The sequence below is a fragment of the Mucilaginibacter inviolabilis genome (assembly GCF_011089895.1).
GTDB lineage: Bacteria > Bacteroidota > Bacteroidia > Sphingobacteriales > Sphingobacteriaceae > Mucilaginibacter > Mucilaginibacter inviolabilis.
Window position 1 is genome coordinate 166,831 of record NZ_JAANAT010000005.1, and the last position, 22,039, is coordinate 188,869.

A 22,039-nucleotide genomic window follows, 5' to 3' on the forward strand; every position below is an offset into this window, starting at 1 on the left:
GGGTTTAATTAGGTATACAACGATAAACGGGGCGAGATGTTTGCCCTAAATCCAGTGAGTGGTAGCGTTTTCTGCTTTCATGCTTAAAATGTATTTTTGCCCGGTATGTCGTCAATCCGTAACAAACTTTACTTCGCATCTGATTTTCATTTAGGCGCCGGCGGTTATGCCGAAAGCCGTAAACGCGAAGACCGGATAGTTCGCTGGCTGGATAGTATTAAAGCCGATGCCGCCGAGCTGTTTTTAATGGGCGATGTATTTGATTTTTGGTTTGAATATAAAACCGTAGTACCCAAAGGCTATATCCGTTTTTTAGGCAAACTGGCCGAACTTACCGATGCAGGCGTAAAGCTTTACCTGTTTAAAGGCAACCACGATATGTGGATGTTTGATTATTTTGAAAAGGAACTGGGCGCCACCATTATCAGCAATGAGTTGAAGATAGAACGCAACGGCAAAAAGTTTTTCCTGCATCATGGCGATGGCCTTGGCCCGGGCGATGGTTTTTATAAAGTGCTGAAAAACTTTTTCCGAAGCAGATTTTGCCAATGGCTCTTTGCCCGCATACATCCTAACCTGGGGGTGGGCATTGCCAATTATTGGTCGACGCATAGCCGAACCAGCAACGAGAAAAAAGAGAACCCGAAACCAGGGGAACAGGAATGGCTGGTTACTTTTTGCCGCGAAGAATTACAAACCAATTTTTACGATTATCTCATCTTCGGTCACCGGCACTTGCCCCTGGATATACAGCTAAACCCCAACAGCCGCTACATTAATCTGGGCGAATGGGTTAACTACAACACCTACGCCGAATTTGACGGGACCGAACTCAAATTAAAGCAGTTTGAAAAGCTTTGAATAGTAAGTGGTGAATGGTGAGTAGTAAAAATACTCATATCCATTTTACATCAAGGTTTTGACTCAAAATTAAAACTCACCACTCACTACTAACCACTCACCATAATACTTACAATACACTGAATTATATATGCCTGAAAATATGTATTTTTGTGGGCTTTTTGCAGTATGTCTGTATCCCGATCGAAAACATAAAGAATTTTCTTAACCCGGACCATCATCAACTGTAATGAGTTATAGATATTGAGGATAATATATGTTAGAGAAATTAGAGCTGATATTTCAACGTTGGAAAAGTGTAGAAGGCGAATTGAGCAATCCGGAAGTAATGTCGGATATGAAACGCTTTGCCCAGCTGAATAAGGAATATAAAGACCTTGCCAAAATTGTTGATGAGTACCACATCTATCGTAACATCATCAGCAATATCGACACCAATAAAGAGATCCTGGCCACAGAAAAAGACGAAGAATTTCGTGAAATGGCCAAAACAGAGCTGGATGAATTACTCGTTCAGCGCGAAGAAAAAGAGGAAGAGATCCGCCTGATGCTGATCCCTAAAGATCCTGAAGACAGCAAAAATGCTATTGTCGAGATCCGCGGTGGTACCGGTGGTGATGAGGCAGCTCTTTTTGCCGGCGATCTTTATCGCATGTACATGCGTTACTGCGAAAAACGCGGCTGGAAAACCGAACTGGTTGATTATACCGAAGGTACCAGTGGCGGCTATAAAGAGATTGTGTTTAACGTAAACGCCGAAGACGCTTACGGTAACTTAAAATATGAGTCGGGCGTACACCGCGTACAACGTGTACCTGATACCGAAACCCAGGGCAGGGTACATACTTCGGCTGCTTCGGTTGTAGTATTACCCGAGGTTGATGAGTTTGATATCGACTTACAGGTAAGTGATATCCGTAAAGATCTGTTCTGCGCATCAGGACCAGGCGGTCAATCGGTAAATACTACCTATTCTGCCGTTAGGTTAACCCACCTTCCTACCGGTATTGTGGCGCAATGCCAGGATCAAAAATCGCAGTTAAAAAATTACGATAAGGCTTTACAGGTTCTACGTTCACGTGTTTATGAGATGGAATTGCAGAAACACCTGGAAGAAACCTCTAAAAAACGTAAAACCATGGTATCTACCGGTGACCGTTCGGCAAAGGTTCGTACCTATAACTATCCGCAAGGCCGCTTAACCGAACACCGCATCGGGCTTACCATATATAACCTGCCCGGTGTAATGAATGGCGATCTGCAGGAAATAATGGAAGCCCTGCAATTTGCCGAAAATGCAGAGAAACTAAAAGAAGGAACAGTAGTTTAACCATACCCGACGCGGTTTTTCTGGATCGGAAAGATTATTTAATATGATATAAAAATGCCTTAAGTTATATACTTAAGGCATTTTTAATTTACAGACAACCTATTCTACCTAACCAACTGTAATCCAATTGTTAAAAAATGTGAAAACTATCGCGATGCGATAATTACAATCCCTTTTTCATCTTATTTTCATATAAGCCGCCTACTTTAGTCCTTGTACAGTGATGATGTAGCGCTTTTGATAACACTTTCGTATTGTACTTAGCGCTTCATAACACCGCTTATTTTTTTGACAATAACTAAATTTTATTTATGCTGGCAGTAAAAACTTTAACCAATAATTTAGCCACTTACAGGCGCAGTGTACGCTTAATGGGTGATAAATTTGAAATTAGTGTAGTTGGGAACGATCCCCTACTGGCCGATGAACAAATTGATATTGCCATCAACGAAATTAACCGCGTTGAAAAATTACTGTCGGCTTTTAGCGAAGACAGTTATATTAACCAGATTAACCGTAATGCGGGCATTGCACCGGTGAAAGCAAATACTGAAATTTTCAGACTGATTGACAGAGCTCTTCAAATATCAGAGCTTACACACGGAGCCTTTGACATTACTTACTTTACCGGTACCGCTTATACTGATGACGCCGTGCTTGCCGAAAATGCCGATGTTAAAATAGCACCTTCGCCGGTAATGCTTACCAATTATAAAAACGTAGTGGTTGATGCCGCTAAGCAAACCGTTTTTTTAAAGGAAAAAGGTATGCGCATTGGCTTTGGCGCTAATAGCAAAGGTTATGCTGCCGACCGCGCCAAATATATTTTGCAAATGAATGGCGTAAGCAGCGGTGTTATTAACGCAGGGGGCGATTTGCTAACCTGGGGTACACAGCCGAACCAAAAACCATGGACAGTTGGCACAGCCGATCCGGAACAAAGAAAACAACCATTTGCCCATCTGGATATCAGCAATATGGCTTTTGCCACATCCATTAATGCCGAAAAATATGCCAGCATCAGCAACAAAAAATTTGTTAGTGTAATGACGGCCAAAAAAGGCTTCCCGGTAAGTGAAATTACCAGCGTGAGCATCATCAGCCCAACAGCCGAGCTATCAGACGCTATGGCTTCACCACTGATTAACATTGGTGTTAACGCAGGCCTGTATATGATCAATCAGCTAAATCAAATTGCCTGTATTATTATTGACGACCAAAACCGTATTTATACGTCAAAGGATGTTAGTATCTGATACAAGCATTTATATTTAAACATATCATAATTATTCTGGCAAATCTGCAAGCTTCATTACTCATCTGCCTTAACACTTTGTATACAAAATGTTAAGGCAGATGGTATTTTTGTTAACAGTATCCCTCCCCTTGGATTTAACTGTATAAATTGACCGATATTTGACAACAATTTTAAGTTTTTCATCCCCTCAATGATAAAGTGGTTTGCGTATATTGTCCTGGTATTAATATTTGCACCATATTTGTTATTTGCAGGCGCTAAAAACAGTCTGTCGGATCCTGTTTATAGCAAAATCGCACCCATTCTGCACAATAAAATTCTGGCGGATACGATATTGGTAAAAAATGCGAAGCAGGATGAAAAAAATAAAATTAAAGAGGTAGCAAAACCAAAAAAGCAGGCTAAGCCCACAAAGGTTGATGATTCAGGGGAACCCGTGACCTCTAAACCCAAACCCAAAAGACAACGCCGGCCAGAGGGTATGGAACGCCCGCCGGAGATACCCAGAAGAAATGGCAGTTAACAGGTTAATAAAAATTAACAATTATTGATGAAGTACCTTTGCTTACTTTTTTTTATTGCCGGCAGCAATGCCCTGTACGCTGCAGGTATTGACAGGAACCTCCTGACTATAGGTCAAAGCTATCGGCTCAATGCTGATACAGACACTATTGTCAGAAAAAAATCGGTTTCTGTTGGTGTAAGTTATGGCAGCGACGCCCTGTTTTTTGGGCGTACCGGCCCCATCAAGTATCCATTTGTTACCGGCGATGCTATTTATAACACCAAATCGGGGGTGTTTATATATGGCTCGGTGCTCAAAGTATTAGGCTATGCACCTGTTGATGAGGTTGATGTGGGCGGCGGCTATTTTTACAAATTCTCCAAATCATTTTCGGGCGCGGTTAGTTATACCCGGTTCATATTTAACAAGAATGCCAATGTGATCAAATCGGCGTCGTCAAATGATATTAATTTTAAAAATGCCTACGACTGGAAACTCTTTAAAACCACCGTTGTTCTGGATTATCTTTTCGGAAAGTCGAATGACTTTTTTACTACCGTAAGTACCTCAAAATATTTTGAAACCAGCTGGAGTATTTTTGACGATAAAGACTACCTGTCGTTCAATCCTTCATTCAATGTGATCCTGGGAACACAGAATTTTGTGCAGCGTTATGAGGTTGATCATAATTACCAGCACGTTTTACCTCCTGCTGTATTAGAAAATCTCGACCTGAGTGCCGCACGCAGAAACAGGATCTTTAATGTGCTTAACTATAGCTTTAAGGTACCGGTTGCCTATAACAGGCCGCATTATACGCTGGAAGCTTCCTGGCGCTATTCGATGCCGGTTAACGTGGAGGGCACCCTCGAAAACAGGCGGGAATCGTTTTTTAACTTTACATTTTACTACCTTTTTTATTAACGGCGTATGAATGTATTGATTATTGAGGACGAACGGGCACTTGCACAGGAACTGGAAATATTTCTGACCAATTATAACTATATCTGCGATGTTTGTTTTACTGGAGCATCGGCTTCCGAAAAAATTGCGGTTAACCTGTATGATTTTATTTTGATTGATCTTGGTCTGCCTGATTATGACGGGCTGGATCTGTTGAAAGAGGCCAAAAAGGTAGATTCTGAAGCCGCTTGTATCATACTCACCGCCCGCGCCGAAATTAACGACCGTATTAAGGGGCTTGATTTGGGAGCCGACGATTATTTACCCAAACCATTTTCGCTGCTCGAACTTCAAAGCCGTATGCAGGCCATTATACGTCGCAAGTTTGGAGTAAAAAATAATACTATTGAACTGGGAGAATTCCTGATTGACCTAACCAATCGTACTATATCGCATGGAAATAGCGTTGTAAATACGATTACCAAAAAGGAATTTGACCTGATAGCTTATTTAATTTTACACAAAAACAGGACCTTAACCCGCATGCAGTTAAGCGAACATATTTGGGGTAGCGTAGTAAATAATGATTACGACTCCAACTATATTGATGCGCACATCAAAAATATACGGAAAAAGTTAAATGCCTTTGGATCTCCCGATTGGCTGGAAACGGTACGGGGCTTGGGTTATAAAATAAAGATCAACGCTTAAGTATTGAAACTCAGAACAAAACTTACGCTTTTTAATGCCATATCAAAATTGGTAATTGTAGTACTGTTTGTATTGCTGGTACCCGTATTGATCAAAAACATAAGCAGTAATTATGTTGATAGTAAACTTATCAAACAAAAAAACAAGCTGCTGCAAATTGTAAAAAGTCGGGGTATTCAAACTTATATCGAAAACGGCGAAGCTTATGGCAGTTACCTGCCCCTTAAAGAGGAATACATTAGCTTGGATGAGGTTGAACCCGGTTTCTTTTTAGATACTATTAAAATGGGTAAACGCCGGCTTGAAGGCGACACCGTTGAATACCGTATACTAAGCCACACTTTTAAAGTTAAAAACCACAACTACTTACTGGAGATAGGTAAAAGTGTAGATACGCTTGATGAAACCAGTGCTCCGCTTCAAAACATTGCTTTCCAGGTATTACTGGGTATGATATTGCTTACCATTCTGGCCGATCAGTTTTATTCTAATTACGTACTCAAACCTCTACGCCTAATTATTAAAACCAAACTCGTTGGCCAAAAGTTCCCCAATTTTAATTCCTACCGAAAAGTACGCACCTCAACCAGCGATTTTGAATACCTGGACATCAGTATCCATAAAATGGTGGAGACCATTGCCGATAAATTCCAGAAAGAACGGGAGTTTATTTCCAATGCATCACATGAACTGATGACGCCTATATCCATTCTGCAATCCAAGATCGAAAACATGTTTGAGGAAGAAGATATCAGCGATGACTTGAAAGGGCGCCTCATCGAAATGCAGAAAATACTGAACCGTTTAAAAAGTATCACCAAAACCCTGTTACTGATATCGCAAATTGAAAACGAACAGTTCCTGAAAGAAGACAAGGTGCCTGTGGTTGAACTGCTTCAGGATGTGTATGATGAAATTTCCATACGCCTGCAGGACAAAAATATCAGTTATAGTATCGACGTACCAGAAAATTGGAATTTGGTAAATATTAATAAGTTCCTGCTGTTCAATTTATTTTTCAACCTCATCAACAACGCCATCAAATACAACAACGAGGGCGGCTATATTCAAATAACCGCAACCGCAGGACACAATAACTTTATCATCAGCATAACTGATAATGGTATCGGTATCGACGCCGAAGTTATCCCTTTTATATTTAATCGTTTTAAAAAATTCAGACAGTCACTTCAGCAGGATAGTTTTGGCTTAGGCTTGCCTATTGTTAAATCAATAGCTACTTTTCATGATATCGACATTGAGGTGATTTCTGCTAAAGATACTGGCAGCACCTTTAAACTGATGTTTCCGGCCACGCTCATCGTGGTGAATTAAGCACGACACCCGTTATATTTGTATCGACAATTTTACATACTTTGTACTAAAAACAAGCCATTTTTTGAAGTTTGGACAAAATGTCAATTACCTCTTTGAAAATTCCTTTCCTAAACATTAAAAAAATATAGCTACAGTACGCTTTTATACCGTTTAAAAAACAATCATTGTTTTTTGCTGTTTTTGGCATTGGCTTTGCCAATGAAGTATAAAACATATCATAATTATATATGAAAACTCTTAGAATTAAGATAGCCACCCTGAGTTTGGCTTTAGCCACCGTCGGTATTTTAGGCTCAGGTTGCGATTCATTGACCAAAACACAAAAAGGTGCAGCAATTGGTGCAGGTGCAGGCGGTACAATAGGTGCTTTTATTGGTAAAGCAGCTGGTAACACCGCATTGGGAGCCATTATTGGTGGCGCAGTAGGTGGTACCGCAGGCGCATTTATTGGTCGTAACATGGATAGACAGGCTGCCGAAATAAAGCAAACTGTTCCGGGAGCTACCGTTACACGTGAAGGTGAAGGCATCTTGGTTAAATTCGACTCAGGTATATTATTTGATACCGATAAATCTGATGTTAAACCTGCAGCCCAGGCCAACCTGCAAAAATTGGCTACATCATTACAAAACAACCCAAACACCAATATTTTGATAGTAGGCCATACTGATAGTACAGGTACGGCACAGCATAATATGGATCTTTCTATCAGAAGGGCCGAGGCGGTAAAATCATACATTGTATCTAATAATGTAAGCTCATCCCGTTTAACCACATCTGGCAAAGGTAAAACAGAGCCAATTGCAGACAATGCAACACCTGCAGGCCGTGCACAAAACCGCAGGGTTGAAATTGTAATTGTTGCTAATGACCAAATGAAACAGCAAGCTAAACAAGCTGCTCAGTAATAACCATATAATAAGATCAAGTTAATTTCAAAGCACCGTGCCGCGAGGGCCCGGTGCTTTGTGTTTATATATGATTCTGTTATATTTCGTTAATACATAAAACAATTTGTAATCAACAAGTTAATCTATTATTTTTGTTATTATGGTAAAAAGATCAGGAGCTTTATTATTGACCTTACTGTACACGGTTACAGTATTGGGCTTTGCTCTTAATCTGCATTATTGTGGTACGCAGATAGCCTCTGTTAAAATTGATTCGCCGGCTATTAGTTGCAAAATGGCTCAAGACTGCGGCAAAATGAAATGCTGCAAGGATAAGCACCTGCAAATTAAAGTAAAGGATGCGCATCAGATTGAACCGGTTTCCATCATCTCCAAACTTTTTGGTTTCGATGTGCCCCGTTTGTCTTTCAACGGATTATTTACACCGTCCAGGCAATCATTTGCCAATCCGTCCCTTGAACGCGGGCCACCTGGTATGTCCTGGCAAAACATTGCCACATTTATTAAAAATTGCATTTTTCGTATTTGATCAACACTGATTGTTTACAGAATACCCGGTAAAATTACCGGTAGCTTATTTTCCAACAATTAATTAAAAGATCAAAATGAAAACTCTAAAAATATTTATCATACTTTTTGTATTTACCGTTACAGCTGCAAAAGCCCAGTTTACCAAAGCCGAGCTGCAGGTGAGCGGCCTTACTTGCGCGTTATGTGCCAAATCAACCGAAAAAGCGCTACGTACCCTCCCTTTTGTAAGCGAGATTAAAACCGATCTGATGCACAATTTATACCTTATTACTTTTAAAAGTGATGTACCGGTAAATTTTGAGCAGATCAGCAAAAAGGTTCAGGGTTCAGGCTTTTCGGTAAACAGCTTAAAGGCTACCTTTAACTTTGATAATACCAAAGTTGCCGATAACATATTTAGCTATGGCGGCGATACTTACAGGCTACTGAACCCCGCAGACAAAGCCCTAAGCGGCACTGTGAATTTCACTATAGTTGATAATGGCTTTGCCCCAAAATCGGTATCCAAAAAATACCTGGCCCAGGTTACCGATACTGCCCCTGCAAGTGGGCGCATCTATCATTTAGCCATATAATCTTCATCATCAAACCATCATGAAGAAATTAATATTGGCTATCGGCCTTATGGCTATGGCATGCCCTGCGTTTTCGCAGGAACTGTATGTAAATACCGAACCGGCCAGCAACATGGCCACCGGTTCATTGGGCCTGCGTTTAGAAAACCAGGGATTTTTTAAACCTGATTATAAAAACCGTACAAGTTTTGAGGTGATGTACGGTGTAAGCCGGCACTTAATGGTACATGGATCATTATATACATCCAACTATTATAGCAACAACCAGCATTTTGAAGGTGGTAGTGTATATGCCAAATACCGGTTTTTGTCAATAGATACGGTACAGAAGCATTTCCGGGGAGCTTTTTTCGCCAAAGCATCCAGCATCAATAATCCCATCGTTAATCAGGAAATAACATTAGAAGGTGACAATTCCGGCTTGCAAAGCGGTGTAGTATTTACCCAGCTTTTACATAAACTGGCGTTATCCGGTTCAGCAAGCTATCTACGTGCTTTTGATAACCGGGGCGGCTATGATCTTACACCTTTACAAGCCCGCAACTCGGTAGCTTATACTCTATCAGCGGGGTATCTTTTGTTCCCCAAAAACTATAAGGACTATCAGCAAACCAATGTTAATCTGTACGCTGAATTATTGGGTAAAACCAACCCGGGCCATGGGCAAAGTTATCTGGATATAGCGCCAGCGGTACAGTTTATATTTAACAGCGTTTGCCGCCTGGATCTGTCATACCGTACGCCACTTTACAACGATATGATACGCAACAGCAAGAACATGTACCTGGTAAGGCTGGAGTATAACTTTTTTAATCTTTGATCCCATTAATCATTGTCATCCTTCGTTATTGCTACCCATGACGTGTCTCTATCATGTCATTGCGAGGAGGAACGACGAAGCAATCTCGTAGCTATTCTCACCGATAAGAACGCGAGGAGATTGCTTCGTGCCTCGCAATGACATGTTTTTTATAAAGGGAAGCTTCGATTAAATGCGTCATTTCACCCTTAGAAGTTCAATATTTTGCAACTCAGGATGACAAAAACAAAAAGCCCCGTTCCGGAGTCCGGAACGGGGCTTTATATATCTGTTTAAATAAGCTTATTTAAGTGTAAAGCCTGTTTTACCCATGGTACCACCATCGGCATAAAGCAATACGGTATAAGTACCTTTCTGGAAGGGCAGGTTTGGATTTACCCAATCAATAGTGTACTGACTGCCATCATCCTTAAAATCAATTGATGTTTTGTAGGTGTATTGCAGATCCTGATTATCAGCGCTGAAAGTTCCACCATCGGCAGGGGTTATCAGGTTGCCGGTTGGATCAATAATACGCACATAAATATCATGCATGCTTTTTATAGCGATACTGTTGCTCGCTACTGTAAAATTGATCTTGATCTTCTTAGCTGGGCTGGCCCGGGTAACATCAACTTCTTTACCGCTGCTCTTAACCTTATATGCTACCACATTTGCCTGTGCCAGCTTGAGTGCCTGCGCTACCTTTACCTTGGCATCCAGATCCTGGTTTTGCTTGGTAAGCGTATCAGCCTTTTTAGCTACCGTTGCCAAATTGGTTTTTAGCGTATCCCTTTCGGTTGTTAATGATTGATTTTGCTTTTTAAGCTCTTCAATGTCGGCGGTGTATTTAGTTACAAAATACCTTAATTGTTTTACATCCTCCTGAGCTTTTGCCAATTCTTCTTTGGTTAATTTACCTTTAGCCAACTGTGTTCTTAACACATGGATCTTGGACTGCAACGAATCATTTTTGGCCTGCAATGCTGCTGACATTTTAGCTTTACCGGCATTTACCTGCTCAATTTGCGACTCAAGACTGTCTAATTCGGTTTGCAGGCGGGTTTGTTCATCATGCTGGTACACGATTTTAGTATCCGACTTGTTTTTTTGCAAGTACAGATACACATCAGTACCCAATAGAGCCAATACCACCACAATGAGGAAATAAATGACGTTGGAGTTTTTCTTAGATGGTTGACCGGATTGATTTTCCATAGCAATTAAATGTTTAATGTTTTAATACAGTTAAAAAGCAAAGCTGTTTTAAAAAAGTGCAGCTATTTAACTATCGTGATTAATTTACAAGCAAATCTAAACGGATAGATATTGCCCGCTTTACCTGTATTTTTCCTTTGATCAGCACTTTCATGCCCAACGATATGTAAACGTTGAAACATTAAAAATATGATTTTTAATAGAATCTCAAGTAAACAAATACCTTAGGCAACGGTTAAAAATAAATACAATATGCTAAAATCACAATAAACCTTCAAATTTTATACTTCATAATAAAAGTGCAACGTTATGAGTTTTATATCTTTGCAACTTTTATTTTAATTCTCATTGATGCATATATTTCGCCGCTTTATACTACTGATTATACCCCTGCTTACTATGGCAACTGTTTATGCGCAGCCAGCCGAACCCGCTTCTGATGAACCAATAGTTAAAACCGAACCCAAACGGGAATTCAGGGGAGTGTGGATAGCAACAGTAGTCAATATCGACTGGCCTACGAGTACCAAGTTTACCGCTGATAAGCAAAAACAGGAACTGATAGATATACTCAATTCGCATCAGGAAACAGGTATCAATGCGGTGATGTTGCAGGTGCGCCCGGCCGCCGACGCTTTTTATGCTAAGAGCCGGGAACCCTGGTCTAAGTATTTAACCGGCAAACAGGGACAAGGTCCTTATCCAGCTTATGACCCTTTGGAATTTGCCATAACCGAGGCCCACAAACGCGGTATGGAATTGCACGCCTGGTTTAACCCTTACCGTGCTACTTTCGATGGTAATTTCGCCGCACTAAGTCCACAACATATTACTAAAATGAAGCCTGATTGGTTTTTCACCTATGGTGGCATCAAAACTTTTAACCCGGGTTTGCCCGAGGTTCGTGAATACATTGTACAAGTAATATTGGATGTGGTTGACAACTACGATATCGACGGTGTACACATGGATGATTATTTTTATCCTTACCCTATTGCCGGTCAAAAGATCAATGACGATGATACCTATAAAAAATATGGTCAGGGGTATGACAATATTAAAGACTGGCGTCGCCACAATGTGGACCTGCTGATCAAAATGATAGGCGACAGCGTACATGCTCATAACCCCGACATCAAATTTGGCATTAGTCCATTTGGTATATGGGCCAATAAATCACAAAACGACGAGGGTTCTGAAACTAACGGAGGTTCATCCTATTACGAAAACTACGCCGACTCGCGCGAATGGGTAAAACAGGGATGGATAGATTATATCAATCCTCAGCTTTACTGGCCCATCGGTAACCGCGCAGCTGATTTTGAAAAATTGCTCAACTGGTGGAGCGATAATACTTTTGGAAGGCATCTGTATATAGGGCAAGCCGCGTATCGTATCAACGAGCGTAAAACGGTGGCGTTTAAAAATCCCAAACAACTACCCGACCAGATTAATATGATGCGTGCCAACCCCAGGGTTCAGGGCAGTGTTTATTTCAGCTCCAACTCATTAACCAATAATCCACTGGGCTTTACCGATTCGCTCCGTGAAAATTATTACAAGTACCCGGCTTTGCCACCGGTGATGCTTTGGCGCGATTCCATTGCCCCTAATGTGCCCCGGGAATTTACCGCGAAAGCTATACAGGGCCATGTACAATTAAGATGGATGGCGCCCACCCTGGCCCGAGACGAACAGCCCGTTTATGGCTACGTGATCTACAGGTTTACCGACGGGGAAAAAATCAATATCGACGATCCTAAAAACATACTCCGAATTCAATATAACAACGGCTTAACCTTTGAGGACACTACTGCACAAAGAGGTAAAACTTATATGTACGTGATCACCGCGCTTGACCGGTTAAAAAATGAGAGTGACCGATCGCCCACTATCGCCGTAACCGTTCGTTAATCAACTATTCATTACCGAGCCGCAATTAATATCGATGGTTTGCCCGGTGATAGATCGCTGGCCCAGTAAGTAGGCTACCAAACCGGCAATTTCATCGGGCTGGCTCATTCGTCTAAGTGGTACGCTTTGCATAGCCATTTCGTAAAATTCCTGTTTACTGATACCTATACCATCGGCAATGCCCTGCAAACCGTCCTGCGACATTTCGGTATCTACCCAACCCGGGCAAATGGCATTTACCAGGATGTTTTCGGGAGCAAACTGTACTGCCCAGGAACGCATCAGGCCTAACAAACCTGCTTTAGAGGCGCAATAGGCAGAATAGTTAGCCACACCCAATCGCGCCAGTACAGATGAGGTGATTACAATATGTTTCTCAACCGCTGTGTTCCGCAATGCAGGTAAAAATGTATTGACAAAATTATAAGTACCGGTAAGGTTAGTGTTGATGATATCGACCCAGCGGTCATCATCGCCCCAATAATTTTCTCCACCGATACCCGAGTTGGCTATCAGTCCATTCACTGTGGTGTTACCCAATTGTTCAAAAGCCCGGGCAAGACTTTTTTTGTCGCGGATATCTGCCACCAGCAGGCTATGATTGCCCGCCACCAAACTTTGCAATGTTTGTTGTAATTTTTGCTCATTACGCCCCAGCAAAATACAGGTATTACCATCCTGTGCCAGCTTTTGCGCAATAGCTTGTCCAATGCCGCTCCCGGCACCGCTAATGATATAGGTGTTGGTCATATTTATTTTTATAAACTGATGAGTTGTTTTTGTTGCAGGCGATCAAGGTAAATATCAATCTCCGCATCGCCCATTCCAAATATTTTATCTTCGTTCCAAAAGGTAGCATATATGGCCGATCGTGTGTTCGCGCCACTATTGTAAATATCCAGTAGCCTTTGTTCAATATAACCCAGGCCGGCCTCATTTATCTGCAAACGTTTCAAATGAGCCTGCAAAGCGGGTTTTAGTAAAGGGATGCCTCCCCAGAAGTTATTTTCGTTGAGCCATTTTCCCAGTTTTCCTGCATCTCCCTGTACATATAACTGCCAGGCCTCGGTGGCCAGTTCAAACTCCCATTCGTTCAGGCGTTCACGGCTATCATATAATTCCTCAAATTGTTCGCCGTTGAGTTCACCCAGTCCTTTGGCAAAATTAAACTGAGCACAATCGGCCAGACAAATCAGATAGATAGCGGGTTCAGACATATCCGTTTTTCGACTAAGCATCTGTAAAACACCCAGCAAGTTCACCTGGCAATGCAGATCGAACTCAAACCAGAGGTTAATTTCAGAATAATCACTGTTGAGTTTACCCAGCTCTTCAATTACCTTGTGCTGATAGGTGTCAATGTTCTCTTTGAAGGTTTGGCTGATCCATTGGGCCCGTGTACTCCAAAAACTACCCGACAGGATATTTTCCTGCAAAGGGCCCTCAGAAAGCACTTCGCGCCATACCAGTACATCGCCATCAAGCCCGGTTTCGTTAAATCCGGACAGGGTTGCATCCCCATTTAAAATATGCAATATGTTACTCATCGGTTTTAGAATTAGTAGTGAAGCAAAGGCCTTAGTCGCCGGGCATCTTGATGGTAAAAATAAATTTAAAAAAGCAGCAATTATACTCTGTCTGAAATTTCTGAAGATGAAATGACTTTGGTCAGTTCGGTAAAATGCACACTTTTGCAACTAAGGCTGTTACTTATTATACAAATATTTTGTCATGCTGAACGAAGTGAAGCATCCATTCGTCAATATGCAAAGCCCACGAATAGATCCTTCGTTCCTCAGGATACCAAGTGGCTCTGTTTCCTTTGGAGAGGGTTGGAATGAGCTCTTATTTCGCTTTCGCCAAACTATCTCCCATCATTTTTTGCTTACTCGCTTTTATATAGGCCCTGATATCATAATCAGACATTTTTTTGATCTGTTCGATACCCGGACGATATCTATCCATAAAATCCAGCAGGGAATCTCCTTTGAGGTTAGTGATGGTGCTGACCAGATTTTCGCTGAACCGACTGTCGATGTACCGGTTCTGCTCATCCCTGATTAGTTCCTTTTTTAATTTATACTCCCGGCTGTGTTTGTAAGTTAAGGCCCGGATAAACTCAGATGGGACAATGGTGACACCAGCCACGGGTAAAAGTCCCGCATTGCTGCCCGATGCCGCTATCATATCTTTAAGCTTTGGAGCCGAAGAGTTAAACTCCTTCGCAAACATTTTACGGTTATTCAATGAATCTTTTATACGGTCTCTTTTAGCCGTTACATGTACTTCATTCAGTTCAATAATCGCCGCTTCTAAGTCAATCCGGATATTTTTGCTATTCACCAGATTGAGCGGCAGTATATACAGTTTATAGCCTTGCATCTTTACGCGGAGCGTGTCTTTCGCCTTATCTGCATTTATGCTAAACTCTCCTTGTATACCGCTAATAGTATTTGCCTTGGAAGCACTTACCCAGGCACCGGTAAGCGGCTGGCCCGTTTTTTTATCGACCACAATACCGTTTATACTTTGCCCAAAGGTGTTTAAGCAGGTATATATCAGGAGCAGGGTGAGCAGGCCGCGCATAATTTATATGTTTTGATAATCAAATCATTACAAACATAACTACCTGATAAGCTTGATGAAATTGGTTTAACGTTTTTTAACTTATGGCGGTTAAATTTACCCTATCATCACTGAGATCAGAAGCGAGTTAAAATTGATTTACCTTTTTGTTTATATTTATGACTAATCAATCATAGTTAATTATGTACACCGTTGTACTGCTAGCCTTCTTTTTAGCTTTTTTCACCATTATTATACTCTTAAATATTTATGCTCTAAAGCATGTGATAAGCAAAGCCATAGAAAAGTTCATCAAGCCCAAATTACAAGATAAAGGATATGGATACATCGACTATAAATGGCTTGGTTTCTTTAATCACGGTGATTTTAAAAATGATAAATTGATTCTTGTCCCAGGTTCGAAGTTTGGGTCTTCTATAATATCAACCTATATAGATATTTATTATTCTGAACAGGCGATTAATAAAAAGATTACCGTAAGAATTGATTCGACTTTAGTGTTTATTAAGAAAGTTCTATACAGCAAACAACTATAAGAATAGAGAAGATGGTTTAAAATATGGGGTAATTGATTGAAATATTGGCGATCAGTGGTTAAAAATTTCCGATATTTAATTACCATCAAAAACCAAAACCATGAAAAGTATCCATATTGCAATCGTGTTTCTAATGGCCACCGTGCCGCTGATATTGGCTCCTCCGCCACCCATCTTAAACAAAAAAGGCATGCATCATTCCAGCATTTGCAAAACGGCTATGCTTTCGAAAAAGGGAGGAAAGTCCGGATGCTGCAATCATCACTGCCGGAAGAACCAGCACGTTTAATAACAGATCCCCCTCTGCACTCAAGATGACAAAGGGAGATCCGGCCAATTAATTATTAAATTTGATCACCTCAAAATCAGAGGCTTTTACTTGATGCAATAAGGCTAGTTCATCATTATTCCAACGCTCATCCTGCGAACCGCTGATGTACATATTGCTGCCAATATCGGCCAGTATGATACCATATTTTTTGAATGCCTTGAGTATGGTTTGAATATGCGGCGGAAACCCGCTGATGTTAAAACCGGCTTTAAGACGAAGCCGCGCGCCGAATGGTAATGCGGCGTGGGGTATACCACTGCCATTACCATTATGCCTGGCCGGTAGTATGTGCGAATTAAGCGTATTGCCGCGCTGCAGCGTAAAACGGATGGCATGATCTATCTCGCCTTTAAGTACTTCATCATATCTTACCAATCCGGCAAATATAGGCAAACCGGCGGCATCAGCCGAGGTCCATCCTTCGGGGCGCAACGCGTTGGAGTTCAGGTTGAATACCGCTCCGCTCGAAGCTTCCCAGTGATTGCCGTTCACATTGGCGTTATAAAGCTCATATAATATGTGATTATCTTTATCAACCACAATAACATGAGCATCGCCGCCATCTTCTACAGGCGCGTTTAAGGGAACAGGATAAGGTCCCGGATCACTTTCATCGCCGTAATTATCGTCAACATCATTTGCCCGGAATACAATAGGCACTTTTGCCTGACTGCCGCAAACTACTGTAAAGGGAAAACCCATGGTTTCGCCATCATAGGTGCCGCTTCCAAAATCGGGATGCAATCCGGTTGCCGCATATTTTGCTATGATTTGCGTACTGTACGGGTCTACCGGAAGCGCTGATATGTCCTGATTCCAGGCGTTGGTGGATGGGAAGATTGGTATAGCTTCGACATCGGCTTTGGTAGCCGTGCATGTAACGGGGGAAGCGAGTTGCAAGGAGTCGTTTTTTTGAGCTGGCGTTTTTGCCGATTCGTTTTTGTTACAGGCCGCCAAAGCGGTGAATGCTATGGCAAAAACCAGCTTAATAATCTTTTTCATAGCATATATAGTAATCGCTGGATGAATTTCCGGGCTGATACATAAATTTTAAAAAAATTAACTATTAATAAAATAACCGAAAACCGTGATTTTTGGGTTGCTTTTTTTCATTGGCTCAACCCTGCATTCATTTGTAATTACTGGGTAGAAAAGGTTAAAAAAGAGCTGAGGATAGTGCGATTCCTCTCTTGAGATTTGTAATGAGTGCTTATTGTGGCGCGGCGATTGCATCGCCATAGCGTTTTTAAACGCAAACCCTTGTTAAGCGCTCGTTACAAACGAGCGCAAGTATAAAATCGATAAAAAAGCCTGTCAGTCTGAGCTTGTCGAAGACTCGCGCGCAGAGGCCAGCCCACCATGCTTCGACGGAGCTCATCATGACACCCGGTTTTTATTTATAGGCATCATTAGAAAACAAAAAGAACCCTGCCTTGCGGCAGGGTTCGCACATTTAACTATTTATACTGAACAAAAAACTACAATTTAACCCAACTTTATGAACAACCCATAGAGTTGCCACAGTTGAGACATTTATAACAGGTACCCGAGCGCAGGGTGGTATGCCCGCATACGTTACAGGCGGGAGCATCGCTTTGTACGCCCATACTCAGATCGACGGACAAACCCTGTCTTTTAGCATTATTAAACCCATTATTAACAGGCACATATACATTGCTTTCATCGGTATTAAAATCCTCGTCGCCCATTTGCGGATTGCCGAGAGGTGCATTGTTTTCAGTGAGTACATGCACCAGATCGGTACGGTTCTGGTATTCATAACCTAGCATCCGGAAAATATAATCGATAATACTGGTGGCGCTCTTGATATTGGCATGGCCCGATACCATACCGGCAGGCTCAAAACGAGTGAAAGTAAATTTCTCTACATACTCTTCCAGCGGCACTCCGTATTGTAGGCCCACCGAAACGGCAATGGCAAAACAGTTCATGAGCGAGCGGAAGGTAGCACCCTCCTTGTGCATATCCACAAATATTTCGCCCAGGGTACCATCCTCATATTCGCCGGTGCGCACAAATACATTTTGCCCGTCGATAGTGGCTTTTTGCGTAAACCCGCGGCGTTTAAAGGGCAAACTCTTCTTTTGCACCACGCGCGACAGTTCGCGCATAAAGTTGGTGTCTTTTGATTTTTCCATAATGGCTATCGCCGCCTCGATCACCTGCTCAGGTGTCAGATCACTTAGTTTTACGTTGGCCGCTTCACCCAGTACTTCTTCTACGGTTTCCAGTTTATCGTCTGCCTCTTCTTTGGCGTCGGATTTGGTGGATAACGGCTGGCTCAGCTTGCAGCCATCGCGGTAAAGCGCGTTGGCTTTCAGCCCCAGCTCCCATGATAGCTGGTAGCAATCCTTGATCTCATCAACCTTAGCTTCATTAGGCAGGTTGATGGTTTTGGATATAGCGCCTGACAGGAAAGGTTGCGCCGCAGCCATCATTTTGATGTGACCATGCGCGTGGATGTAACGTTCGCCTTTGGCGCCGCATTTATTGGCGCAATCAAAAATGGGGTAATGTGCTTCTTTCAGATAAGGGGCACCTTCAATGGTCATGGTGCCGCAGATGTACTCATTGGCTTCGGCTATTTGTTTTTTGCTGAAACCGAGCGCACGCAGTACGTTAAAGTCGGGCGCGTTATATTGGTCGGCAGTGATGCCCAGGCGTTTCAGACATTCCTCGCCCAGCGACCAGATATTGAACGCGAAGCTGATCTCAAAGGCCGATACCAGTCCTTTATCGAGTTTTTCCAGTTCATCATCGGTAAAACCTTTAGCTTTTAAGCTGTCGGTATTCACATGCGGCGCGCCTTTTAAGCTGGCCGAACCTTTGGCGTAGTTTACAATGGCGGTAACCTCGTGCTCGCGGTAACCCAAATTGCGTAAGGCTTCGGGCACCGCCTGGTTGATGATCTTGAAATAACCACCACCCGATAGCTTTTTGAATTTCACCAGCGCAAAATCGGGTTCGATGCCGGTAGTATCGCAATCCATCACCAAACCAATGGTGCCTGTTGGGGCAATTACGGTAGTTTGAGCGTTGCGATAGCCGTGCTTCTCGCCCATTTCTACAGCCTTATCCCAGGCGTTGCAGGCGGCCGACAGCAGATAATCCGGACAATATTTTGGATCGATACCCGGAGGGGCTATCTCCAGATTCTCATAATTTTCGGTAGAGTTATAAGCCGTGTAGCGATGATTGCGCATTACCCGCAGCATATGCTGTTTATTATCGTTGTATTTGCGGAAAGGTCCCAGCTCACGGGCCATTTCGGCCGAAGTAGCATAGGCCGTCCCCGTCATAATAGCGGTGATGGCCCCACCAATAGCGCGGGCCTTATCACTGTCGTAAGGAATACCGTTCACCATGAGTGCCGAACCCAGATTAGCATAACCCAGGCCCAGGGTTCGGTAATCGTAAGATAACTGCGCTACTTCTTCGGATGGGAATTGTGCCATCAGTACGGAGATCTCCAATACGATAGTCCACATGCGGCAGGCATATTCAAATCCTTTTACATCAAATACCCGGGTTTGCGGATCAAAAAAATGCGCCAGGTTAATAGAAGCCAGATTACAGGCCGTATTATCCAGGAACATATACTCGGAGCAGGGGTTGGAGGCATTGATGCGACCACCTTCGGGGCAGGTATGCCACTCGTTAATGGTGGTATCAAACTGCACACCCGGATCGGCGCAGGCCCAGGCAGCAAAAGCGATATCGTCCCAAAGTTTTTGCGAGGCGACGGTTTTGGTCACTTTACCAGTAATGCGACTGGTAAGTTCCCAGGGGTTCTCTGCTCTAAGGGCGTGGAAAAAGCTATTGGGTACGCGCACCGAATTGTTAGAATTTTGGCCAGATACGGTACGATAAGCCTCGCCTTCATAGTCGGACGAATAACCGGCGGCTATCAGCGCGGCCACTTTCTTTTCCTCCTCTACTTTCCAATTCACAAAACCTTCAATTTCGGGGTGATCCAGATCGAGGCAAACCATTTTGGCCGCCCGGCGTGTTGTACCGCCCGATTTGATGGCACCGGCGGCACGGTCACCTATTTTGAGGAAAGACATTAAGCCTGAGGAATAACCACCACCGGCCAGTTTTTCTGTTTCGCCGCGAATCTTGGAGAAGTTGGTACCCACACCCGATCCATATTTAAATATACGGGCCTCGCGTACCCAAAGATCCATGATGCCGCCCTTGTTCACCAGATCGTCATCAACAGACAATATAAAACAGGCATGCGGCTGTGGGCGCTCATAAGCGGAAGTTGATTTGCTGAGCGTTTCGGTAAGCGGATCAACAAAGTAATGCCCCTGTGGCTTACCTGTGATACCATACGAATTATGCAACCCGGTATTGAACCATTGCGGCGAGTTTGGCGCGGCCAGTTGCCCAACAATGGTATAAACTATTTCATCATAAAAAATATCAGCGTCTTTTGGGCTGGCGAAATAGCCATAGCGCACGCCCCAGTCTTTCCAGCAGTTGGCCATGCGGTGAGCCACCTGCTTGATGCTTTTTTCGGTCCCGATGCTGCCATCGGCCTGCGGTACGCCAGCTTTCCGAAAATATTTTTGTGCCAATATATCGGTTGCCACCTGGCTCCAGGTAACAGGCACTTCTACATCGTTCATTTCAAACACCGCATCGCCCGATGGGTTGCGGATTACCGACGATCGCTTATCATATGTAAACAGATCGAATACGTTAATTCCTTCTTTAGTGAAATAGCGTGTTGTTTTAAGCCCTTTCCCGCTGCTGGAGGCGGACATTTTGGAGGTAATGTTTTTGGCCATAGTATTATAGATTTAGAAGATGAGAGAGCGATAACTCAAAACACTAAGGGTGTTTTAATCAAAGCTATCAGTATCGGTATTACCTTTTATTTCAGAGTTTTCCACACATGTCAATTAATAGGCTCCCGCATTATATATAAAATAGCAATACTTTGATTATCAATTCCTTACGCGTGTTAATAATTAAAAAATTATCTTTTTATATCATTTTTTGTAGCTTACAGCATATTGATCAGTTATATTAAACTGTCAATTAAATTATCAATCCCTATACATGAAAAAATTAATTCTGATAGTACTTTTGGCTGCTTTTACACGGAGCGTCCGCGCGCAGGAACAACCTCACGTATATAACCCCAATGCCGATGCTAAAGCAGAGATCGCAGCCGCGGTAAAACAGGCGGCACAACAGCATAAAAACGTGCTTTTGCAAATTGGCGGCAACTGGTGCGTCTGGTGCCTGCGGTTTAACGATCTGGTGACCAAAGATGCCGACCTGAACAAATACCTGAATGATAACTACGTGGTTTTGCATGTAAACTACAGTAAAGAAAATGAGAACAAAGCCGTGCTGGCCGATCTGGGTTATCCGCAACGTTTCGGATTCCCGGTATTTGTAGTGCTGGATGACAAAGGCACACGTCTGCATACTCAAAACTCAGGTTACCTGGAAGAAGGCAAAGGGCACAGCAAAGAAAAGGTGATGGATTTTTTAAAGGACTGGTCGCCCGCGGCAATTGATCCCAAAACTTACGAGAAGGCGAAGTAACTCCCTTCTAATCCCTTAAATATGAATAAGACTGTCATGCTGAGCTCAGTCGAAGCATAGTAGGCAGGCTTCTGCGCTCTACCCTTCGACAAGCTCAGGGTGACAGCCCTTTTTTGCTCGCGCCCCTTTAATAGCTGTAACAATTT

At 42.7% G+C, this 22,039-nt stretch carries 21 protein-coding genes; 15 read left to right on the forward strand and 6 right to left on the reverse strand.

Features of this window, described 5'->3' with window-relative positions:
• Positions 1-105: 105 nt before the first annotated feature.
• The 11 genes from G7092_RS27340 to G7092_RS27390 all read left to right on the forward strand — a co-directional run bounded on the left by G7092_RS27340 (position 106) and on the right by G7092_RS27390 (position 9,743).
• Positions 106-861: a UDP-2,3-diacylglucosamine diphosphatase gene (locus G7092_RS27340; protein WP_166094855.1), complete on the forward strand. Its 756-nt coding sequence runs from the start codon at positions 106-108 to the stop codon at positions 859-861.
• A 256-nt stretch (positions 862-1,117) separates the two neighbouring features.
• Positions 1,118-2,191, forward strand: coding sequence for a peptide chain release factor 1 (gene prfA / locus G7092_RS27345; protein ID WP_166094857.1), 1,074 nt, complete (start codon positions 1,118-1,120; stop codon positions 2,189-2,191).
• 311 nt (positions 2,192-2,502) lie between these two features.
• Positions 2,503-3,447: an FAD:protein FMN transferase gene (locus G7092_RS27350; RefSeq protein WP_166094859.1), complete on the forward strand. Its 945-nt coding sequence runs from the start codon at positions 2,503-2,505 to the stop codon at positions 3,445-3,447.
• A 192-nt stretch (positions 3,448-3,639) separates the two neighbouring features.
• Entirely contained in the window at positions 3,640-3,972 is a 333-nt protein-coding gene (locus tag G7092_RS27355) for a hypothetical protein (RefSeq protein ID WP_166094862.1), read from the forward strand.
• Between the two features lie 27 nt (positions 3,973-3,999).
• A complete protein-coding gene (locus G7092_RS27360; RefSeq protein ID WP_166094865.1) occupies positions 4,000-4,878 on the forward strand; it encodes a hypothetical protein in 879 nt (292 codons plus the stop codon).
• Between the two features lie 6 nt (positions 4,879-4,884).
• Positions 4,885-5,568 (forward strand): response regulator transcription factor, encoded by a 684-nt coding sequence (locus G7092_RS27365; RefSeq protein ID WP_166094867.1) that lies wholly within the window; start codon positions 4,885-4,887, stop codon positions 5,566-5,568.
• 3 nt (positions 5,569-5,571) lie between these two features.
• Positions 5,572-6,903, forward strand: a complete 1,332-nt coding sequence (locus tag G7092_RS27370) for a sensor histidine kinase (RefSeq protein ID WP_166094869.1) — start codon at positions 5,572-5,574, stop codon at positions 6,901-6,903.
• 230 nt (positions 6,904-7,133) lie between these two features.
• Positions 7,134-7,814: a YiaD family glycine zipper/OmpA-like lipoprotein gene (locus G7092_RS27375; protein WP_166094871.1), complete on the forward strand. Its 681-nt coding sequence runs from the start codon at positions 7,134-7,136 to the stop codon at positions 7,812-7,814.
• Between the two features lie 142 nt (positions 7,815-7,956).
• Positions 7,957-8,346 (forward strand): HYC_CC_PP family protein, encoded by a 390-nt coding sequence (locus G7092_RS27380; protein ID WP_166094873.1) that lies wholly within the window; start codon positions 7,957-7,959, stop codon positions 8,344-8,346.
• A gap of 76 nt (positions 8,347-8,422) precedes the next feature.
• Entirely contained in the window at positions 8,423-8,923 is a 501-nt protein-coding gene (locus G7092_RS27385; protein WP_166094876.1) for a heavy-metal-associated domain-containing protein, read from the forward strand.
• 19 nt (positions 8,924-8,942) lie between these two features.
• Complete coding sequence (locus tag G7092_RS27390) at positions 8,943-9,743, forward strand: hypothetical protein (protein WP_166094878.1); 801 nt, start codon at positions 8,943-8,945, stop codon at positions 9,741-9,743.
• A gap of 282 nt (positions 9,744-10,025) precedes the next feature.
• Here the strand turns inward: G7092_RS27390 and G7092_RS27395 are convergent, their stop codons facing one another.
• The gene (locus tag G7092_RS27395; RefSeq protein WP_166094880.1) at positions 10,026-10,940 is read right to left on the reverse strand and encodes a DUF8428 domain-containing protein; all 915 of its coding nucleotides are present in this window, start codon (positions 10,938-10,940) and stop codon (positions 10,026-10,028) included.
• A 399-nt stretch (positions 10,941-11,339) separates the two neighbouring features.
• On the opposite strand from G7092_RS27395, the gene G7092_RS27400 reads away from it, so the two are divergent.
• Positions 11,340-12,854, forward strand: coding sequence for a glycoside hydrolase family 10-like protein (locus G7092_RS27400; RefSeq protein ID WP_235953953.1), 1,515 nt, complete (start codon positions 11,340-11,342; stop codon positions 12,852-12,854).
• Here G7092_RS27400 and G7092_RS27405 read toward each other — a convergent pair whose 3' ends face one another.
• From G7092_RS27405 to G7092_RS27415, 3 genes are all read right to left on the reverse strand, one after another.
• Complete coding sequence (locus G7092_RS27405; RefSeq protein ID WP_202985443.1) at positions 12,855-13,604, reverse strand: SDR family NAD(P)-dependent oxidoreductase; 750 nt, start codon at positions 13,602-13,604, stop codon at positions 12,855-12,857. It abuts the gene before it with no gap.
• Between the two features lie 8 nt (positions 13,605-13,612).
• The gene (locus tag G7092_RS27410) at positions 13,613-14,401 is read right to left on the reverse strand and encodes a DUF1835 domain-containing protein (RefSeq protein ID WP_166094884.1); all 789 of its coding nucleotides are present in this window, start codon (positions 14,399-14,401) and stop codon (positions 13,613-13,615) included.
• Between the two features lie 298 nt (positions 14,402-14,699).
• Positions 14,700-15,440: a carboxypeptidase-like regulatory domain-containing protein gene (locus G7092_RS27415; protein ID WP_166094887.1), complete on the reverse strand. Its 741-nt coding sequence runs from the start codon at positions 15,438-15,440 to the stop codon at positions 14,700-14,702.
• Positions 15,441-15,622: 182 nt separating this feature from the next.
• On the opposite strand from G7092_RS27415, the gene G7092_RS27420 reads away from it, so the two are divergent.
• Positions 15,623-15,976, forward strand: coding sequence for a hypothetical protein (locus G7092_RS27420; RefSeq protein WP_166094889.1), 354 nt, complete (start codon positions 15,623-15,625; stop codon positions 15,974-15,976).
• Between the two features lie 100 nt (positions 15,977-16,076).
• Entirely contained in the window at positions 16,077-16,265 is a 189-nt protein-coding gene (locus tag G7092_RS27425; RefSeq protein WP_166094891.1) for a hypothetical protein, read from the forward strand.
• Between the two features lie 48 nt (positions 16,266-16,313).
• Here G7092_RS27425 and G7092_RS27430 read toward each other — a convergent pair whose 3' ends face one another.
• Together G7092_RS27430 and G7092_RS27435 are read right to left on the reverse strand one after the other, a co-directional pair.
• Positions 16,314-17,309 carry a hypothetical protein gene (locus G7092_RS27430; RefSeq protein WP_202985444.1) on the reverse strand — a complete coding sequence of 332 codons (996 nt, stop codon included), beginning with the start codon at positions 17,307-17,309 and terminating at the stop codon, positions 16,314-16,316.
• Positions 17,310-17,803: 494 nt separating this feature from the next.
• A complete protein-coding gene (locus G7092_RS27435) occupies positions 17,804-21,124 on the reverse strand; it encodes a vitamin B12-dependent ribonucleotide reductase (RefSeq protein ID WP_202985445.1) in 3,321 nt (1,106 codons plus the stop codon).
• A 274-nt stretch (positions 21,125-21,398) separates the two neighbouring features.
• Here G7092_RS27435 and G7092_RS27440 point away from each other — a divergent pair, with 274 nt between their 5' ends.
• The gene (locus G7092_RS27440) at positions 21,399-21,893 is read left to right on the forward strand and encodes a thioredoxin family protein (RefSeq protein WP_166094893.1); all 495 of its coding nucleotides are present in this window, start codon (positions 21,399-21,401) and stop codon (positions 21,891-21,893) included.
• The last annotated feature ends 146 nt before the right edge of the window (positions 21,894-22,039 follow it).

Excerpts from the sequence above, each read along its gene's own strand:
- G7092_RS27340 (WP_166094855.1), top strand. The coding sequence starts at position 106 with ATGTCGTCAATCCGTAACAAACTTTACTTCGCATCTGATTTTCATTTA.
- prfA (WP_166094857.1), top strand. The coding sequence starts at position 1,118 with ATGTTAGAGAAATTAGAGCTGATATTTCAACGTTGGAAAAGTGTAGAA.
- G7092_RS27350 (WP_166094859.1), top strand. The coding sequence starts at position 2,503 with ATGCTGGCAGTAAAAACTTTAACCAATAATTTAGCCACTTACAGGCGC.
- G7092_RS27355 (WP_166094862.1), top strand. The coding sequence starts at position 3,640 with ATGATAAAGTGGTTTGCGTATATTGTCCTGGTATTAATATTTGCACCA.
- G7092_RS27360 (WP_166094865.1), top strand. The coding sequence starts at position 4,000 with ATGAAGTACCTTTGCTTACTTTTTTTTATTGCCGGCAGCAATGCCCTG.
- G7092_RS27365 (WP_166094867.1), top strand. The coding sequence starts at position 4,885 with ATGAATGTATTGATTATTGAGGACGAACGGGCACTTGCACAGGAACTG.
- G7092_RS27375 (WP_166094871.1), top strand. The coding sequence starts at position 7,134 with ATGAAAACTCTTAGAATTAAGATAGCCACCCTGAGTTTGGCTTTAGCC.
- G7092_RS27380 (WP_166094873.1), top strand. The coding sequence starts at position 7,957 with ATGGTAAAAAGATCAGGAGCTTTATTATTGACCTTACTGTACACGGTT.
- G7092_RS27385 (WP_166094876.1), top strand. The coding sequence starts at position 8,423 with ATGAAAACTCTAAAAATATTTATCATACTTTTTGTATTTACCGTTACA.
- G7092_RS27390 (WP_166094878.1), top strand. The coding sequence starts at position 8,943 with ATGAAGAAATTAATATTGGCTATCGGCCTTATGGCTATGGCATGCCCT.
- G7092_RS27395 (WP_166094880.1), bottom strand. The coding sequence starts at position 10,940 with ATGGAAAATCAATCCGGTCAACCATCTAAGAAAAACTCCAACGTCATT.
- G7092_RS27400 (WP_235953953.1), top strand. The coding sequence starts at position 11,340 with ATGGCAACTGTTTATGCGCAGCCAGCCGAACCCGCTTCTGATGAACCA.
- G7092_RS27405 (WP_202985443.1), bottom strand. The coding sequence starts at position 13,604 with ATGACCAACACCTATATCATTAGCGGTGCCGGGAGCGGCATTGGACAA.
- G7092_RS27410 (WP_166094884.1), bottom strand. The coding sequence starts at position 14,401 with ATGAGTAACATATTGCATATTTTAAATGGGGATGCAACCCTGTCCGGA.
- G7092_RS27415 (WP_166094887.1), bottom strand. The coding sequence starts at position 15,440 with ATGCGCGGCCTGCTCACCCTGCTCCTGATATATACCTGCTTAAACACC.
- G7092_RS27420 (WP_166094889.1), top strand. The coding sequence starts at position 15,623 with ATGTACACCGTTGTACTGCTAGCCTTCTTTTTAGCTTTTTTCACCATT.
- G7092_RS27425 (WP_166094891.1), top strand. The coding sequence starts at position 16,077 with ATGAAAAGTATCCATATTGCAATCGTGTTTCTAATGGCCACCGTGCCG.
- G7092_RS27430 (WP_202985444.1), bottom strand. The coding sequence starts at position 17,309 with ATGAAAAAGATTATTAAGCTGGTTTTTGCCATAGCATTCACCGCTTTG.
- G7092_RS27435 (WP_202985445.1), bottom strand. The coding sequence starts at position 21,124 with ATGGCCAAAAACATTACCTCCAAAATGTCCGCCTCCAGCAGCGGGAAA.
- G7092_RS27440 (WP_166094893.1), top strand. The coding sequence starts at position 21,399 with ATGAAAAAATTAATTCTGATAGTACTTTTGGCTGCTTTTACACGGAGC.